We start from the raw sequence: 16,642 nt of genomic DNA, 5'->3' as shown, positions 1-16,642 counted from the left end.
GTCGCCGGCGTCCGGAGCGAGGCCTCCGGCGTACCGTGGACGCGTGCGTGGAGAGTACAAGGTCCCCGGTGGCAAGCTCGTCGCGGTCGACGTCGAGGTGGCCGAGGGCCGCCTCGCCGACGTACGCGTGAGCGGTGACTTCTTCCTTGACCCGGACGAGGCGCTCGAGGACATCGGCACCGCCCTCGAGGGCATGCCGGGGGACTCCTCGGTGGTGCTCCTCGCGGCCGCCGTCGAGCGGGCCGTGGCCGGCGCGACGATGGTCGGGTTCGACGCGGACGCCGTCGCGATCGCGACCCGCCGCGCGCTCGGCCACGCCACCGGCTGGGCCGATCACCTCTTCGAGGTGATCCACGACGAACCCGTCTCCCCGCTTCTCAACGTGGCGCTCGACCAGGTGCTCACCGAGGAGCTCGACGCCGGCCGCCGCGGGCCGACGCTGCGGATCTGGGAGTGGGACGAGTCGGCCGTGATCATCGGCTCGTTCCAGTCGCTGCGCGGCGAGGTCGACCTGGCCGCAGCGGATCGGCTCGGGGCCCGCGTGATCCGCAGGATCTCGGGCGGCGGCGCGATGTTCATGGAGCCGGGCAACACGATCTCGTACTCCCTGTACGTGCCGGCCTCGCTGGTCGAGGGCCTGAGCTTCGAGCGGTCCTACGCCTTCCTCGACGACTGGGTCGTCGGCGCCCTGCACGACCTCGGCATCGACGCCACGTACGTGCCCCTCAACGACATCGCCTCGCCGGCCGGGAAGATCGCGGGCGCCGCCCAGAAGCGGACCGCCGGTGGCGCGATCCTGCACCACGCGACGATGGCGTACGACATGGACGCCGACAAGATGACGCAGGTGCTGCGCATCGGCCGCGAGAAGCTCAGCGACAAGGGCACGAGGAGTGCGAACAAGCGGGTCGACCCGCTGCGGTCGCAGACGGGGATGGCTCGCGAGGACGTCATCGAGGCCCTCGTGAAGGCGTTCCGCGCGCGCTACCGCACCTTCGACGGGACGGTGACGCCCGCGGAGCGCGAGCGCGCCGAGGAGCTGGTGCGCACGAAGTTCACGACGCCGGGGTGGACCGCGCGCGTGCCGTGACGCCCCTCGAGCCGATTGCCGGCTCACCGGTGATTCCTACCGTCCCGATCATTGCGATTCGATAACGTCTGGTTGGCCGAGACTTTCGGCGCCGGCCGTTTGGGCAGTAATCTCCATGAAGCAGATAGACCAGGGAATTCCTTTCCCGCAGCCTCCGTCGGACATGGCACCCGGGCAGAAGAGCATAAAGGAGAGTCGCCGATGATCGCCGAGGCGGGTTACGAGCAGTCGCGCCAGGTCGTCCGGCCGGTGTCGCCGACGGAGGAGCGCAACGCCCGTACCCGGGACATCGACATGGTGCCGACGGCCGACGTCGTCCGGATGATCACCGACGAGGACGCCGGGGTCGTCGCCGCCGTCCGTGCCCAGCACCCCCGGATCGTCGAGGCGGTCGAGCTGGCCGTCTCGGGAATCCGCGCGGGCGGGCGCGTGCACTACGTGGGGTCCGGCTCGTCGGGGCGCACCGGCGTGATCGACGCCGCGGAGCTGTGGCCGACGTTCGGCGTCGGCGAGGAGATGTTCGTGCCGCACCTGGCGGGCGGCTTCGGTGCGATGCGCTCCGCTGTCGAGGGTGCCGAGGACGACGTCGAGGCCGGCGCTGACGCCGTCGACGGCGTCGGCCCGCACGACGTCGTCGTGGGCATCGCCGCCAGCGGCGGGACGCCCTACGTCCGCGGCGCCCTCGCCCGGGCGCGCGAGCGCGGCGCCCGGACCGTGCTCGTCGCGTCCAACCCCTGGTCGCCCCTGGCCGAGGTGGTCGACGTGCCGATCCTCGTCAGCACGGGCCCGGAGGCGATCACCGGCTCCACCCGGATGAAGGCCGGCACCGCCCAGAAGCTGGTGCTCAACACCTTCTCCACCGCCGTCATGGTGCGGCTCGGCAAGACGTACTCGAACCTCATGGTCGAGTTCCTGGCCACGAACGACAAGCTCCGCGGGCGCCAGGTTCGCCTGCTCGTCCAGGCGACCGGCCTCGACCACGAGGCGTGCGAGCAGACCCTCGGCCAGACCGGGGGAGACCTGCGCGTCGCGATCGTCATGCTGCTGGCCGGCGTGCGGCAGGACACCGCGCGGGCGGCCCTCGCGACCGAAGGCGTCTCGGGCGTCCGGGACGCCCTGTCTCTCCTCGGCAGGTGACGCGGGTCACACCAACGGTCGGCATGCCGATCGCGTTCGTTCGTCGAGCACAGCAGGTGGCCCGGCGAAGGAGCATCAGATGACGCCAAGACGGTGGGAGCGCGAGCTGCACGAGCTCGTGGTGGCGCGAGGACGCGCGCTGACGGGCTATGCCTACTTCGTGTGTGGTGACCGGCGTGAAGCCGAGGACCTCGTGCAGGAGGCGCTCGTGCGGGTGATCTCGCGGCTGAACCGCCTTCCCGAGGCCCCGGGGGGCGCTGCCGTCCACGCGGTCGACGGCACCCCCGCTCACTTCACGAGCAGCGAGGCCTACGTCCGCAGTGCGATCCTCACCGCCTACCTCGACCGGTACCGCCGGGAGCGGAACCGGCGGACCCGGTCCCTGGGCACGTGGGAGCGGCCGGTCGGCGGGCCCGAGGGCGCTGTCGCAGTGCGCCTCGACGTCGCCTCGGCGCTCGACCTGCTCACGCCGCGCCAGCGTGCCTGCGTCGTGCTGCGGTTCTACGACGACCTGACGGTGCCCGACGTCGCGGCCGTGCTGGGGCTCGCTCCTGGAACGGTGAAGCGGTACCTCTCGGACGCGAACGTCGTCCTGCGCGGCGCCCTCGACGACTGGGGCCCGGTGGGCGTGCGGGCCGGTCTCCAGGACGCGCTCGCCTCCGGAGCGCCGGGAGCCCGCTCGGGCGCGCTCGAGGACTCCGAGGCGGCGATCCGGGCACGCATCCGGAACCGGCGCCGCGTGCGAGCGGCCGTCGTGGGCGGGATGTCGGCCGTGGTCGTGGCGCTGGTCGCCTTCGGCGCCGCCCAGGCGCTCTCGGGGCGCCAGGAGGCCCCGCTGCCCGCCGTCCCGAGCCCGTCCTCCAGCGCGACGCCCTCCCGCAGCCTCACGCCGAGTCCGTCGCCGTCGCTGTCCCCGTCGGCCACAGCGAGCCCGACGCCCACGGAGGCGGCGCCCTTCTTCTCGGTCGGGCAGGTCGCCACCCTGCTCGTTCCGGACGCCACGATCGGGGCGCTCGCAGGTTTCGATGGTTCCGGGAATCTTCAGAGCGAGGAGCTCACCTGGGAGGCCGAGACCGGGACGGAGTACGCACCGGCGGAGTGCGCACCGCTCGTCACGGTCAACGCCGCGGGCGTTCCGCTCGACGGCTACCGCCGCCGGTTCGTCAGCTACCCCGGCGGCACGTTCGCGCAGACAGTGACGCTCTTCGCCGACGAGGTCTCGGCGAGGGCCGCGTTCGACTCCGTCGGAGTGGCCGCCCGCGGGTGCGAATCCGTCGCGGTCTACTTCACGTACGCCCGCGATCCCATGAACTTCGAGGTGACCGCAGTCGCCGACTCTGCGACGGGCTACGTCCTCGACTACCTGTGGTGCGCTGACTCGTACTACTGCGCCGAGGGCTACCTCGGCTTCGTACGCGTCGGGAACGCGATCGTGCAGTGGGACGGGCGGGCGAACAACTACTTCATCGGGAACGACGAGGCCCCGGCCGACCCCCGGATCGACCGAGCGACCCTCGGTGCCGGCGCGGACCTCCAGGCCCTCGTCGTCGACCACCTGGAATCGGTCGCGGCCAGCGGCTGAGGCTCAGCGCGGGCCGAAGACCGCCGTCCCCACGCGCACGATCGTCGCACCCTCGGCGATCGCGAGCTCGAGGTCGCCGGTCATGCCCATCGACAGCTCCCGCGCGTCCGCAGTGCCGGGTCGTCCGGAGGCGAGCACCTCGTCCCGGACGGCCCGCAGCCGTGCGAAGCCGGCGCGGACCAGCGCCTCGTCGTCGCTGTGCGCCCCGATCGTCATGAAGCCGGTCAGGCGCAGGCCCGGCATCGCCGCGACGGTGCAGGCGAAGGCGGCGGCGGCGTCGGGCGCGACACCCGCCTTGGTCTCCTCGCCGGAGACGTTGACCTGGACCATCATGTCCAGGGTGCGGCCCGCGGCCGCGCACCGGGTCGCCAGGGCTGCCGCGACGTCGGCCGAGTCCACGGACTCGACGCACGTCGCGGTGGCCAGCACCTGGTTCACCTTGTTGCGCTGGAGGTGGCCGATCATGTGCACCGCCGCGGTGCCCGCCGCCACCCGGTCGGCGAGCGCCGGCGCCTTGGCGACGAGCTCCTGCACGCGGTTCTCGCCGATGAGGTCGACGCCGGCGTCGAGGGCCTCGAGGACGGTCGGCGCGTCCTGGGTCTTGGTCGCGACCAGGAGCCGCACCCCGGACGGGTCGCGGCCGGCGGCGACCGCGGCGGCGTCGATGCGGGCCCGCAGGCGGGCGAGGTTGTCTGCGACGGTCACGCGGTCAGTGTAGGAAGGATCCGGGTCGGGTCAGGGGCGGTCAGGGTTCCGCGGCAGGCCCGACGTGCGGGACAATCGCGACATGAAGGCGCTGCTCAGCGTCTCTCCCACCCGGACGGAAAGCTGGTACCGGTCTTGAAGACGCTGCTCAACATCATCTGGGTCCTGTTCGCGGGCCTGGCGCTCTGGTTCGGCTACGTGATCGCCGGGGTCCTGCTGTGCATCCCGATCATCACGATCCCGTTCGCGATCGCCTCGTTCCGCATCGCCAACTACGCCCTGTGGCCGTTCGGGCGCACGGTCGTCGACAAGCCGGACGCCGGCGCGGGGTCCTTCGTCGGCAACGTCATCTGGATCGTACTGGCCGGCTGGTGGCTGGCGATCGGGCACATCGTCACGGCGATCCCGCTGTTCGTGTCGATCATCGGCATCCCGCTCGGCATCGCGAACATCAAGCTCATCCCGCTGTCGCTCCTGCCGCTCGGCAAGTCGATCGTGCCGAGCGACCTCGCGTTCCCGGCATATCAGAGGGGCCCGGCAGCCTGAGCGGGTCCCGTCTCGCCGGGCTCGCCCCCGCCGTCGTCTCCGCGCTCGCGGTGCAGGCGGGGGAGAGCCGGCAGGCTGCGACAATGGGCGCACCATGACGTCCCCCGCCACGCCGAAGCCCGCCGGCACCCTCGTCCCGTACCTGCCCGCTCCGACCGGCAAGGACCCCGACCCCGACGTGCTCTTCGAGGGGTTCTCGCAGTGGGCGTCGGCCGGCGGGCGGGACCTGTACCCGCACCAGAGCGAGGCGCTCATCGAGCTCGTCTCGGGCTCGCACGTCATCCTCGCCACCCCCACCGGTTCGGGGAAGTCGATGGTTGCGATGGGTGCCCAGTTCGCGGCGCTCGCGGCCTTCCGCTCCGGGCGCGGGGGTCGCACCTACTACACGGCCCCGCTCAAGGCGCTGGTCAGCGAGAAGTTCTTCGACCTCGTCGCGGCCTTCGGGTCCAAGAACGTCGGCATGACGACGGGTGACTCCTCGGTGAACCCGGACGCCCCGATCATCTGCTGCACGGCCGAGATCCTGGCGAACGTCGCACTGCGCGACGGCGGCGCCCGCACCGGCGAGGACGCGATCACCCAGGTCGTCATGGACGAGTTCCACTTCTACGGCGACCCGCAGCGCGGCTGGGCCTGGCAGGTGCCGCTCCTCGAGCTGCCCCGTACGCAGCTCCTCCTGATGTCGGCGACGCTGGGCGACACGTCGCGCCTCGCGGAGGACCTGGAGAAGCGCAGCGGACGCCCGGTCGCGGAGGTCACCGGCGCCGAACGACCCGTCCCGCTGACGTTCTCCTACGTCGTCGAGCCGCTCACCGAGGTGATCGACGAGCTGGTGCAGACGCGCCGCGCGCCGGTGTACGTCGTGCACTTCACGCAGAAGGACGCCGTGGAGCGCGCGCAGGCGCTGCTCTCGATGAACGTCGCGTCGAAGGCCGACAAGGAGGCCATCGCGGCCGAGATCGGCGCCTTCCGCTTCGGCACCGGCTTCGGCAAGACGCTCAGCAAGTTCCTCCGCCACGGAGTCGGCGTGCACCACGCGGGGATGCTGCCCAAGTACCGCCGCCTCGTCGAGCGGCTCACCCAGCAGGGCCTGCTCAAGGTCGTGTGCGGCACGGACACCCTCGGGGTCGGCATCAACGTGCCGATCCGCACGGTGCTCCTCACGAGCCTGGTGAAGTTCGACGGGGAGCGCATGCGCCACCTCACGGCGCGCGAGTTCCACCAGATCGCGGGCCGCGCCGGCCGCGCCGGGTTCGACACCGTGGGCGAGGTGCTCGTCATGGCGCCCGACCACGTGATCGAGAACCGCAAGGCGCTCGAGAAGGCGGGCGACGACCCGAAGAAGCTGAAGAAGATCGTGCGCAAGAAGGCGCCGCAGGGTTCCGTCAACTGGACGGACTCCACGTTCGAGCGCCTGCGCGACGCCGACCCCGAGCCGCTGACCAGCAACTTCCGGGTCACGCACGCGATGGTGCTCAACGTCCTCGCGCGGGCGGGTCGCGGCGGGTCGCCGTCGGCCACCGACCACGACCCCGTGGACGCGATGCGCCACCTGCTCACCGCGAACCACGACACGGACGGCAAGAAGGCCGAGCACGTGCGGCAGGCGTTCCGGATCTACCGGAGCCTGCGCGTCGCCGGCGTCGTCGAGAAGGTGCGCGTCCCGGACGCGACCCGCCCGCAGGGGTGGCGCCCGAGCGTCCGCCTGACCGTGGACCTGCCGCGCGACTTCGCGCTGAACCAGCCGCTGTCGCCCTTCGCGCTGGCCGCGATGGACCTGCTCGGCGTGGAGAGCCCCACGCACGCGCTCGACGTGGTCAGCATCATCGAGGCGACGCTCGACGACCCCCGTCAGGTGCTGCTCGGCCAGCAGAACAAGGCGCGCGGCGGGGCGGTCGCCGCGATGAAGGCCGAAGGGCTCGAGTACGAGGAGCGGATGGCGCTCCTGGAGGACGTGACCTGGCCGCAGCCGCTCGCCGACCTGCTGGAGCCCGCCTTCCGCACCTACCGCGCGGGCAACCCGTGGGTCGCGGACGCGGAGCTGTCGCCGAAGTCGGTGGTGCGCGACATGGTCGAGCACGCGATGACGTTCGCCGAGGTGGTCTCCGTGTACGGGCTGGAGCGCACCGAGGGGGTGGTGCTGCGCTACCTCGCGGACGCGTACCGGGCGCTGCGCCAGGTCGTGCCGGAGGAGCACCGCACCGAGGAGGTGCAGGAGGTCGTCGAGTGGCTCGGCGAGCTCGTGCGCGGCGTCGACTCGTCGCTGCTCGACGAGTGGGAGCGCCTGGCGAACCCCGTCGACGACGACGCGGACATGCTCACGAGCGGGCCGCTCGCCGAGGCGGGGGAGGCGCCGGCCCGACCGGTGACGGGCAACCCGCGCGCGTTCCGCCGGCTCGTGCGCAACGCGTTGTTCCGCCGTGTGGAGCTCGCGTCCCGCGAGGCGTACGACATCCTGGGCGCGCTGGGTGGCGGCTGGTCGGGCGACGACTGGGCCGAGGCCCTCGACCCGTTGTTCGAGGAGCAGGGCGACGACGCGATCGGGATCGGCCCGGCGGCTCGTGCCTCCGGGCTCCTGGCGTTCATCGAGCCGGGTGCCGAGCTGCCGCACGGCGGCCGCGTGGAGCCGGGGACGTGGTGGGTGCGCCAGGTGCTCGACGACCGCGACGGCAACCGGGACTGGGCCGTCACGGTGCTGGTCGACCTGGCCGCGAGCGACGAGGCGGGCGAGGTCGTGCTGACGGTGCTGGGCGTGGGTCAGATCTAACTGATATTTAGTAAGTATTTACCTAAGCGTGGACAGAACATAAGATTCCGTCGATAGCGTCCGGGCGCAGCGTCGCGACCCGGAGACGCTCGACGAACGGAGTCAACGATGCCGTCCACTCGTCTGTCCGCCGTGCTCATCGGCGCCCTCGCCCTGCTCGCGCCCACCCTCGTCGCCGTCGCGCCGCCGGCCGCAGCCGACGGTCCCGGCTCAGGAACGCCGTGGGTCGTCACCCTGGGCGACTCGTACATCTCTGGGGAGGCCGGCCGATGGGCCGGCAGCTCCAACTCCTCGTCCGCGCGCGCCGACGCGCTCGGCTCCACCGCGTACTTCGACAACGCCACCGGCACCGGCGAGACCATCAACCGGTGCCACCGCTCGCGCGCAGCCGAGGCCTACGTCGGGGGCGGGGTCAACGGCCTCAACCTCGCGTGCAGCGGTGCGAAGGCCGCCACGCACACCACCAGCGAGGGCTACTTCAAGCCGGGCCTCGACTTCTACGCCAGCGGCACGAACAAGGGCCAGGCGCTGATGCTCCAGGAGTTCGCGACCACCAACAACGTCCGCATGGTCGTGGTCCAGGTGGGCGGCAACGACTTCGGCTTCGCGTCGATCGTGCAGCAGTGCGTCACCGACTTCCTCGCCTCGCCGAGCTGGTGGAAGGACTACTGCTCCGACGACAGCTCCGTCACCGCGAACTTCACGTCCGCCAACGTGGCCGCCGTGCGCGCCCGCGTCGCGGCCGCGTTCCAGAACGTCCGCACCGCCATGCGCAACGCCGGGTACGCCGACACCGCATGGACGATGCTCGTCCAGACCTACCCGTCGCCGCTCCCGAACGGCTCGGCAATCCGTTACTCCGAGTCCGGGTACACGCGCCAGTTCACCGGCGGCTGCGGCTTCTGGAACAGGGACGCGGACTGGGCCAACAGCACCGCCCTGCCGACCATCAACGGGGCCGTGCGCGGCGCCCTGACCGACTCGGGTGTGACCAACTCCCGCGTCCTCGAGCTGCAGGGCGCGTTCAACGGCCGCCGGCTGTGCGAGAACACGGTCGGCCTGTACGAGGAGGTCGGCGTCGCCGACTGGCGTTCCGCGAACGCCGTGGACCGGACCGAGTGGGTCAACCAGATCCGCACCGTCTCGACGATCGGCCCGACGTACTACGTGCAGGAGTCGCTCCACCCGAACTACTGGGCACAGCTCGCCATGCGCTCGTGCGTGCGGCAGGCGTGGAACAACGGCGCCCCGCGCGGCGGGACCTGCACCATCGCCGGCACCGGGCTGGTGAACGGCGAGCCGCGGATGACGCTCGGCTGACCGCTCAGGCGAACGAGCCCGCGAGGCCACGCACCAGGGTCGCGACCCCGCCCGCATAGGCGAGGACCACCAGGACCCGGCGCGTGGCCTCGCGGGACAAGCGCGGTGCGAGCAGCTCGCCCAGCCCGATCCCGGCGGCCGCGGCGACCGCGATCGCCGCCCACTCCCACGCGGACAGCGCGGGGAACGACGCATCCGTGAACACCAGCTTCGCCACGATGGCAGCGACCGCGTTCGTCAGGAAGAACGGCTGCGCCGTGGCCGCGAACCGCAGCGTGTCCCACCGGTCCAGGACCGCGTAGACAGCCAGCGGAGGCCCGCCGACGCCCGCCGCGACGCTCCCGAAGCCGCTCGCCAGCCCGGTGAGCAGCAGCGGCGGGCGCGCCTCCGTGCGGAACCGGCGCTCGCTCCCGGCCAGCCGCGAGGTGACGAGGGCGAGCGTCATCGCGAGCACCACGACCAGCCCCACGGTGGCCTCCAGCACGGGTCCGCTCGCCTGCCGCAGGAGCAGCGCCGCGGGCACGCTCGCTGTGACCGAGCCCGTCGCGAGCCACGCGTACCGGCGCCAGTCCACGCCCCGCGAGACCCGCGCGAGGATCAGCAGCGCGCTCCCCGCGCCCACGAGGTTCACCAGCAGCACGCCCTCGAGCGGCCCGACGAGGAGCACGATGAACGGCCCGGCGACCAGGCCGAAGCCCATCCCGGTCACGCGCTGGAGGGCCCCGCCCACCACACAAGCCAGGATGAGGAGGGCGAGCACGACCCCACCGTACGCGAGGGCTGCGCGGCACCCGTCGGGCCGGGGGAGAATCGGGCCGTGGCCAAGAAGAGCAAGCACGCCTCCGGCACTCACGGCGGCACCCCGGCGATCGTCGCCCTCGAGAAGGCAGGCGTCGCGCACACGCTCCACCCGTACGAGCACGACCCGGGCAGCGACCTCGGCTACGGCCTCGAGGCCGCCGCGGCGATCGGGGTGACTGCCACGCAGGTCTTCAAGACGCTGCTGGCCGACGTGGACGGGCGGCTCGTCGTGGGCATCGTCCCCGTGGACCGAAAGCTCGACCTCAAGGCGCTCGCGAAGGCGGCGGGCGGCAAGAAGGCGATCATGGCCGAGCCGGCGTCGGCCGAGCGTGCCACCGGGTACGTGGTGGGCGGCATCTCGCCGCTCGGCCAGAAGCAGCGGCACGCCACGGTCCTCGACGACTCGGCCGAGGCCTACGACGTCGTGTACGTCTCCGGCGGGCGGCGCGGCCTCGACGTCGGGCTCGCTCCCGGGGACCTGTTGCGCCTCACGGGCGGCACGACGGCGCCGATCGCTAGGGACTGACCTCACCCTCGCGGGAGGCCTGCCTCAGGGCCGTCCTGGCCTCCGCCGATCTTGGTTCGCCTGGACCCTCGCAGGAGGCCTGCCTCAGGACAGGTCCCACAGCAGCCGGTACCAGGCGATCCGCTCCGGGTCCGGCTCGACGCCGTACGCCTCGTACACGAGGTGGTCGTACCCGGGGCCGTAGTTCCACTCGGTGCTCCAGGTGGCGACGGCCAGGTCCGCCCACGGGTCCGCCACGCCGAGGCGCCCGAGGTCCACGTGCGCGGCCCAGGACCCGTCCTCGGCGAGGAGCGTGTTCGGCGCGCAGGCGTCGCCGTGACAGACGACCGGGCCTGTCAGGTCGGGCACGTCGGCCAGCCGGGCGCGCGCCTCGGCGGCGGTCAGGTGCTGGTGCTCGGCCGCCCACGCCTCGGGCCCCTCGCCCGCGGCGAACCGCGCCTCCGCCCGCGCCACGCGCTCCTCGGCGCTCCACGTGAACGGGCACTCCGCCACGGGCAGGGCGTCGTGCAGGGCGCGCAGCCCGGCCCCGATCGCCCGGGCGGCGGTCTCGGGCCGGGCCTGCCACCGCGGCACGACGGCGGAGCTCGCCTCGAGCGCGGCGGTCACCAGCCACTGGCCCGCCTCGTCCTCGCCGGAGTCGAGCACGCGCGGCACCGGCGTCCACGAGGCCGCCCACGCGAGCCGTCCGGCCTCGTGCCGCAGGTCCAGCCCGGCCGACGTCGGCGACCACTTGACGAACCGCGCGTGCGCACCCGAGGTGTCCGGCGGGTCCAGGCGGAACGTGAGGCCGCCGAGCTGGTTGCGCCAGACCGGGGTGATCAGGTCGTCGCCCGCGAGTGCGCCGACCTGCGGCGGGACCGCGACGGGGCCGACGGGGATCTCCGAGAGGACGGGTGCGGTCACATCACGATCCTGGCACGTCTCAACCTGCCGAGCGGACCCGCCCGAGGCGCCACGTCTCGACCGCGTCCCACAGGCGGCGGTAGTAGGCGGTGCGCAGCGGGTCCGGTCCGACGCCGTAGGCCTCCAGGACCACGTCCTCCAGGCCCGGTCCGTAACGGCGGGTGACGCTGCGGGTCGTCACGGCGATGTCGGCCCAGCGGTCCGCGACGCCGAGCTCGCCGACGTCGACGTGCGCGGCGAACGTCCCGTCGTCGCGCAGGAGGGTGTTCGGCACGGTGGCGTCGCCGTGGCAGACCACGAGCAGGTCCGGCTCGGGCGCCGGCGGTAGCCGACGGCGGACGCGCGCCGGCAGGGCGGCCGCGCGGGAGGCGGCCGACCAGTCGAAGGGGCAGCCGTCGACCGGCAGGGAGTCGTGCAGGAAGCGCAGGCCCGCGCCGATCACCCGCGCCGCGTGCTCGCGCCGGGCGACCCAGTGCTGCTCGATCGCCGACGTCGCGTCGATCGCCTCCGTGACGAGGTAGGCCCCCTCGGGCCGCAGGCCCTGGTACAGCACGCGCGGCACGGCGGCATGGGGGCCCGCCCAGTGCAGCCGGTCCCCCTCGGCGGCCGGGTCCGGGCAGGCGCTGCCGCGCGGCACCCACTTGAGGTAGCGGGCGCGTCGCAGGGCACGACCCGGCTCGTCCAGGCGGAAGGTCAGGCCGCCCAGCTCGTTGCGCCACACGGGGGTAACAACGGCCCAGCCGGTGAGGGCTCGCACGGCCGGCGGCACCTCGACGGGCGCTGGCCGGACACCGAGGAGTGCTCGCGACACGCCGACATCCTTGCATGGCGCGCCGGGGGCCTCGCACCGCGCCGGTGATAGCAGTTCACGGGCGTGGTGCGGGCCCCCGGACGGCCGCTCCGGCGGGCGTCAGCAGACGCCGAGGTCTGCCCAGACGCCCCACTCGCCGCTCTGCGACGGGATCTCGGCGATGGTCCACCACCTGGCCCGGTACTCACGACCCTGGTACGCCACCAGGTCGCCGCTCACGTAGGTGGTGGTGGCGCTCCACGCCGGGTAGTCGCACGAGCCTGTCGGCGGGGTCGTGGGGGTTGGCGTCGGTGTCGGTGTCGGGCTGGGGTTGCCCGACCCCCCGACGTTCACGTCGACGCACGCGTAGAAGGCGTTGTTGGTGTCGTACACGTTCCAGCGGGCGAGGATCGTGTGGTTGCCGGAGGGCAGACCGGTGAGCGTGTGGGTCACCGTCGCGCCGGGTGTGGCGCCGTTGTCGTTGACGGTCTTGAAGAGCTGCCCGTCCACGAAGTACTCCCACGTGGACGTGCGGTGCCGGGCGGTCAGCGTCCAGGTGAAGGTCTGACTGCTCGCGACGGTGGTCCGGGGCCAGGCGAGCGCGTTGTCGTCCAGGGTGACGAACCGGGTGCCGCCTGAGCAGAGCAAGGAGCCCTTGCTGGACTCGACGCTCTGCGGCTCGTACTCGACGCCGTCGCAGCTCCAGGTGACCGTGTGCTTGGCGCAGTGGTCCTGCCGGCTGGGCGGCGACGTGATCCAGCCGTGGGCCGACGCGGAAGGCGTGAGCTCGGGCGGCGCGGCGACGGCGCTGGTGAACAGCGCCGCGGCCGCGAGAGCGACCACGGCGAAGGCTGCGAGCAACAGCCGTGGCAGGGTGGCGTGCAGGAGGGCTCTCATGGGGCTCACCTCATTGTCTCGTGAAGGTTTCCTGGCCTCCTCCTTGCAGAGGTCGTGCTCCATGACCGTAGGAAAAGTTCGCGTCGGTGACAATTAGGGTGAACTCGTATACGCGGGGGTGCGTAGCCGCGCCGCAGGGCCTCCCGTGTGCGGCCGCCCGCTGCTCAGCCCTCGACCAGAACGCTGAGGGCGGGCAGGCGGCGGGCGACCTCGTCTGCGTCGTCGAAGTCGAACCAGTCGAGCAGGTCGGGAAGCCTGCCGGGCTCGTCCTCCTCGTCCTCGGGCAGGTTCTCGTCGCCGGTCGTGAGCTCCCAGGCGGTCCACGCGAGCGCCGTCATCGACTCACCCTCGAGGTACTCCTCGTCACTGATCGCGACCTGCACCGCGGGCACGTGAGCGAGCGAGTCGGGATCGGCGACCGCGCGCTCGAAGGCGGTGCGGCCCTGCGCGATCAGCCACCCGCGGAAGTAGTCGAAGCCGTCGTCGGAACAGCCGCCGTTGATCGTGTAGGCCGCCGCCCACAGGTCCGTGCGGTACGAGGCGTGCATCAGCTCGGTCAGTGCGCGTTCGGCACCGAGGATCTCCGGCTCGGGCCGGGAGGCCAGGATCCGGGCGGCCTCAGCCGCGACCTCGTCGGCGTCGGCCGGGTCAGGCACGGCCGAACGGGCCTGTTCGACCAGGGCCCAGAACTCGTCTGTCGTCATGGAGTCGGATCGTGCCAGGCACCACTGACACGCCCGGCGTCTCTGTAGCCCGAGTCAGGCGTGCTGGAGCAGCCTGTCGCAGGTGTCGATGATCCGATGGCGCAGGGCGTCCGCGCGCTCGGCGTAGTCCCGCTGGCGGCGGACGTACTCCGCCTTGCCGTCCGGTGTCTCGATCTCGACGGCCTCGACCCCGTAGGCGGAGACGTCGTAGGGGGAGGCCGCCATGTCGGTCCAGCGGATGTCGCGGGCCAGCTCGAAGGCATCGAGCAGCAGGTCGCCCGGCACGCCGGGGCCCAGCTTGAGGCACCACTTGTAGAGGTCCATGTTGGCGTGCAGGCAGCCGGGCTGCTCCATCGCGACCTGCGCGGCCCGCGTCGGCCGGAGCTGGTTGCGGTCCGTCGCCTCGGGCGTGAAGAACCGGTACGCGTCGAAGTGCGAGCACCGCACGGGGTGCGACTCCACCACGGCGTCCGTCCCGTCGTGCCCGAGCCGCAGGGGGAGCGGGTGCCGGTGGTCGCGACCGGCCGCGCGGTCGCCGTAGACCATCGCCCACTCGTGCAGGCCGAAGCAGCCGAAGGTCCCCGGCCGCGATGCCGTCGCCGTCAGCAGGGACCGCACGTACCGCACGGTGTCGCCCCGGTCGGCGAGGTACGCCGCGACGTCCAGCGTCACGGCTCCCGCGTCCTGGCGGTACCACCGCCAGGAGGTGCGGTCGTCGGCCTCGGGCGAGCCACCGGCGTCGGGCAGCGTGAGAACCACTCCGGGACCGGGGTGCCAGCGGCGCAGCTGCGCCGCGCGGGTGGGGTAGTACGTGAAGAGGAAGTCCTCGATCGCGTGCTTGCGGCCCGCGGCGCGGGCCTCGCGCCAGACGGCCGTGAGCACGTCGGCGCGTGCGGCGTGCGCTTCCGCGAGCGCCTCCCACGCCTCGACCGGGTGCACGACGACGTCCCGCGCACCGCGTGCGGACGCCTCGGGCAGGGTCGTGGTCACCCGTCCAGGGTAGGTGCTGCGCCGGACGGGGCCGGACCCGGGGGCCCTCAGGGCGCGGGGTGCTCCTCGAAGAAGGCCCAGACCGCGGACAGCGTGTCGAACCCGTCGGCCGTGGACGGCCAGACGTGGCCGACCCCGGTGAGGGTGACGACCTCGACCGTGCGGTCGTCGGCGCACGCGGCGGTGCTCGTGTGCACGGGGCCGACGGCCGTGGCGACGGCCTCGCCGCACTCGCCGGCCTCGAGCCAGGGGGTGTCGGAGCTCTGGAACGGGACCACGCTGTCCGCGAGGCCGTGCACGTGCAGCACCGATGCCGGCTGAGGGTCGGCGCACGGGACACGCAGGTCGCCGCCCACCGGTGCGAGGGCGGCGAAGCGGCTGGTCTCGCAGGCGAGGCGGTACGACATCATGGCGCCGTTCGAGAAGCCAGTGACGTAGACGCGGTCGGGGTCGATGTCGAGGCTCGCCTCGACCTGGACCAGGACCGCGGTGAGGAAGGCGACGTCGTCGACCTGCTGCTGGACGGCGGCACCGCAGCACCCGCCGGCGTTCCACGATCCGCCGATGCCGTCGGGGTAGACGACGACGAAGCCCTCGGCGTCGGCCAGGTCGTCCCAGCCGGACAAGGCCTGGAGCTGGGCGCCGGACCCGGAGAGCGGGTGCAGCGCGAGCACCAGCGGGGCGGGGCCGCCGAGCGTCTCGGGGACGTGCACGGTGTACGTCCGTGGGCCCCCGTCCAGCTCGACGGTGGTGTCACCGGCGGGCAGGTCGACGCCGGCGGCCCGGGTGAGCGCCGGGCCGGGGGAGGGCGCGGCGCCGTCCGGCTCGGCCGGTCCCGTGCACGCGGCGAGGAGCAGGGCCGCCGCCATGACCGACCACGCTCTTCGCATCGCGTCCGCCTCCGTCTCAGGCCGGGAAGATCTCGTCCAGCTCGGCCAGGTCCTCCGCCGAGGGCGCCCAGGACCAGGCGCGCGCGTTGCGGCGCACCTGCTCGGGCGTCGTGGCGCCGGCGATGACGGACGACACGGCGGGCCGCGAGAGCAGCCAGGAGAACGCCACGTCGACCTCCTCGATGCCGCGCACCTCGCAGAACGCGTGCAGCCGCGCGAGGGCCTCCCACGGGGCGGCGGCGAGTCGCTCGGGCCGCGCGGCGAGCCGCGACCCGGCCGGCGCGAACCCGGCGGCGTACTTGCCGGTCAGCAGCCCGCTGGCGAGCGGGAAGTACGGCAGCAGGCCGAGCCCGTACGCCTCGGCGGCGGGCAGCACCTCCTTCTCGATGCCGCGCGCGAGGAGCGAGTACTCGTTCTGGGCGGAGACGAACCGCGTCCCGATCGCCCGACCGAGGTGCTCGGTCTCGGCGACCTGCCAGCCGCGCAGGTTGGAGTTCCCCACGTAACGCACCTTGCCGGCCCGCACGAGGTCGTCGAGCGCGGACAGGGTCTCGTCGAACGGGGTGGCGCCGTCGGGCCAGTGGTACTGGTACAGGTCGATCCAGTCGGTCTGCAGGCGGCGCAGCGACGCCTCGACGGCGCGCACGACGTACCGGCGCGACCCGCGGGCCCCGAAGTCCGGGCCGTTCGCGCCGCGCAGGTCGCCGCCGAACTTGGTGGCGACCACGACGTCGTCGCGCCGGCCCTTGAGCGCAGCGCCGAGCAGCTCCTCGGACCGGCCGGGGCGGCCGCCGTACACGTCGGCGGTGTCGTAGAGCGTGATGCCGGCCTCGATCGCGGCGTCGATCAGGGCGGTGGTGCCCTCTTCTGTCTCGGTCGCGGTGCCCGGGCGGCCGAGGTTGTTGCAGCCGAGCCCGACGGCGGACACGGAGAGCCCGGTACGGCCCAGACGGCGGAGGGGCACGGTGGTGTCGGTCATGGTCCGACCCTATGA

16 protein-coding genes are annotated in these 16,642 nt (G+C 72.8%); 7 read left to right on the top strand and 9 right to left on the bottom strand.

All coding sequences use genetic code 11. The features are described from left to right. Positions 1-43 precede the first annotated feature (43 nt). From lplAB to L1785_RS12460, 3 genes are all read left to right on the top strand, one after another. Positions 44-1,090, top strand: coding sequence for a lipoate-protein ligase LplAB (gene lplAB / locus L1785_RS12470; protein WP_236089590.1), 1,047 nt, complete (start codon positions 44-46; stop codon positions 1,088-1,090). Positions 1,091-1,291: 201 nt separating this feature from the next. After that, positions 1,292-2,227: an N-acetylmuramic acid 6-phosphate etherase gene (locus L1785_RS12465; RefSeq protein WP_236089589.1), complete on the top strand. Its 936-nt coding sequence runs from the start codon at positions 1,292-1,294 to the stop codon at positions 2,225-2,227. A 79-nt stretch (positions 2,228-2,306) separates the two neighbouring features. Further along, positions 2,307-3,809, top strand: coding sequence for a sigma-70 family RNA polymerase sigma factor (locus tag L1785_RS12460; protein WP_236089588.1), 1,503 nt, complete (start codon positions 2,307-2,309; stop codon positions 3,807-3,809). Between the two features lie 3 nt (positions 3,810-3,812). Here the strand turns inward: L1785_RS12460 and L1785_RS12455 are convergent, their stop codons facing one another. Beyond that, positions 3,813-4,514 (bottom strand): YggS family pyridoxal phosphate-dependent enzyme, encoded by a 702-nt coding sequence (locus L1785_RS12455; protein ID WP_236089587.1) that lies wholly within the window; start codon positions 4,512-4,514, stop codon positions 3,813-3,815. Between the two features lie 135 nt (positions 4,515-4,649). On the opposite strand from L1785_RS12455, the gene L1785_RS12450 reads away from it, so the two are divergent. The 3 genes from L1785_RS12450 (at position 4,650) to L1785_RS12440 (ending at position 9,147) form a co-directional block, all read left to right on the top strand. After that, complete coding sequence (locus tag L1785_RS12450) at positions 4,650-5,060, top strand: YccF domain-containing protein (RefSeq protein WP_236089586.1); 411 nt, start codon at positions 4,650-4,652, stop codon at positions 5,058-5,060. A 94-nt stretch (positions 5,061-5,154) separates the two neighbouring features. Beyond that, complete coding sequence (locus L1785_RS12445) at positions 5,155-7,827, top strand: DEAD/DEAH box helicase (protein WP_236089585.1); 2,673 nt, start codon at positions 5,155-5,157, stop codon at positions 7,825-7,827. 108 nt (positions 7,828-7,935) lie between these two features. Beyond that, on the top strand, positions 7,936-9,147 hold the full coding sequence (locus tag L1785_RS12440) for an SGNH/GDSL hydrolase family protein (protein WP_236089584.1): 1,212 nt from the start codon (positions 7,936-7,938) through the stop codon (positions 9,145-9,147). Positions 9,148-9,151: 4 nt separating this feature from the next. Here L1785_RS12440 and L1785_RS12435 read toward each other — a convergent pair whose 3' ends face one another. Continuing rightward, the gene (locus tag L1785_RS12435; RefSeq protein WP_236089583.1) at positions 9,152-9,907 is read right to left on the bottom strand and encodes a sulfite exporter TauE/SafE family protein; all 756 of its coding nucleotides are present in this window, start codon (positions 9,905-9,907) and stop codon (positions 9,152-9,154) included. Positions 9,908-9,964: 57 nt separating this feature from the next. Here L1785_RS12435 and ybaK point away from each other — a divergent pair, with 57 nt between their 5' ends. Continuing rightward, positions 9,965-10,474 (top strand): Cys-tRNA(Pro) deacylase, encoded by a 510-nt coding sequence (gene ybaK / locus L1785_RS12430; protein WP_236089582.1) that lies wholly within the window; start codon positions 9,965-9,967, stop codon positions 10,472-10,474. Positions 10,475-10,558: 84 nt separating this feature from the next. Here the strand turns inward: ybaK and L1785_RS12425 are convergent, their stop codons facing one another. From L1785_RS12425 to L1785_RS12395, 7 genes are all read right to left on the bottom strand, one after another. Further along, on the bottom strand, positions 10,559-11,377 hold the full coding sequence (locus L1785_RS12425) for an aminoglycoside 3'-phosphotransferase (RefSeq protein ID WP_236089581.1): 819 nt from the start codon (positions 11,375-11,377) through the stop codon (positions 10,559-10,561). A gap of 19 nt (positions 11,378-11,396) precedes the next feature. Continuing rightward, on the bottom strand, positions 11,397-12,188 hold the full coding sequence (locus L1785_RS12420; RefSeq protein ID WP_236089580.1) for a phosphotransferase: 792 nt from the start codon (positions 12,186-12,188) through the stop codon (positions 11,397-11,399). A 99-nt stretch (positions 12,189-12,287) separates the two neighbouring features. Continuing rightward, on the bottom strand, positions 12,288-13,064 hold the full coding sequence (locus tag L1785_RS12415) for a lytic polysaccharide monooxygenase (RefSeq protein WP_236089579.1): 777 nt from the start codon (positions 13,062-13,064) through the stop codon (positions 12,288-12,290). A gap of 164 nt (positions 13,065-13,228) precedes the next feature. Further along, complete coding sequence (locus tag L1785_RS12410; RefSeq protein ID WP_236089578.1) at positions 13,229-13,768, bottom strand: DUF4240 domain-containing protein; 540 nt, start codon at positions 13,766-13,768, stop codon at positions 13,229-13,231. 54 nt (positions 13,769-13,822) lie between these two features. After that, positions 13,823-14,758, bottom strand: a complete 936-nt coding sequence (locus L1785_RS12405; RefSeq protein WP_372461861.1) for a 3-methyladenine DNA glycosylase — start codon at positions 14,756-14,758, stop codon at positions 13,823-13,825. Between the two features lie 47 nt (positions 14,759-14,805). Beyond that, positions 14,806-15,648, bottom strand: a complete 843-nt coding sequence (locus L1785_RS12400) for a CE1 family esterase (RefSeq protein ID WP_236089577.1) — start codon at positions 15,646-15,648, stop codon at positions 14,806-14,808. Between the two features lie 16 nt (positions 15,649-15,664). Further along, on the bottom strand, positions 15,665-16,627 hold the full coding sequence (locus tag L1785_RS12395) for an aldo/keto reductase (protein WP_236089576.1): 963 nt from the start codon (positions 16,625-16,627) through the stop codon (positions 15,665-15,667). Positions 16,628-16,642 lie beyond the last annotated feature (15 nt).

The sequence above is a fragment of the Antribacter soli genome, assembly GCF_021568775.1.
Taxonomy (GTDB): Bacteria; Actinomycetota; Actinomycetes; order Actinomycetales; family Cellulomonadaceae; genus Antribacter; species Antribacter soli.
Note: the sequence above shows the minus strand (reverse complement) of the source record. Positions and strands in the feature narration are given on the sequence as shown.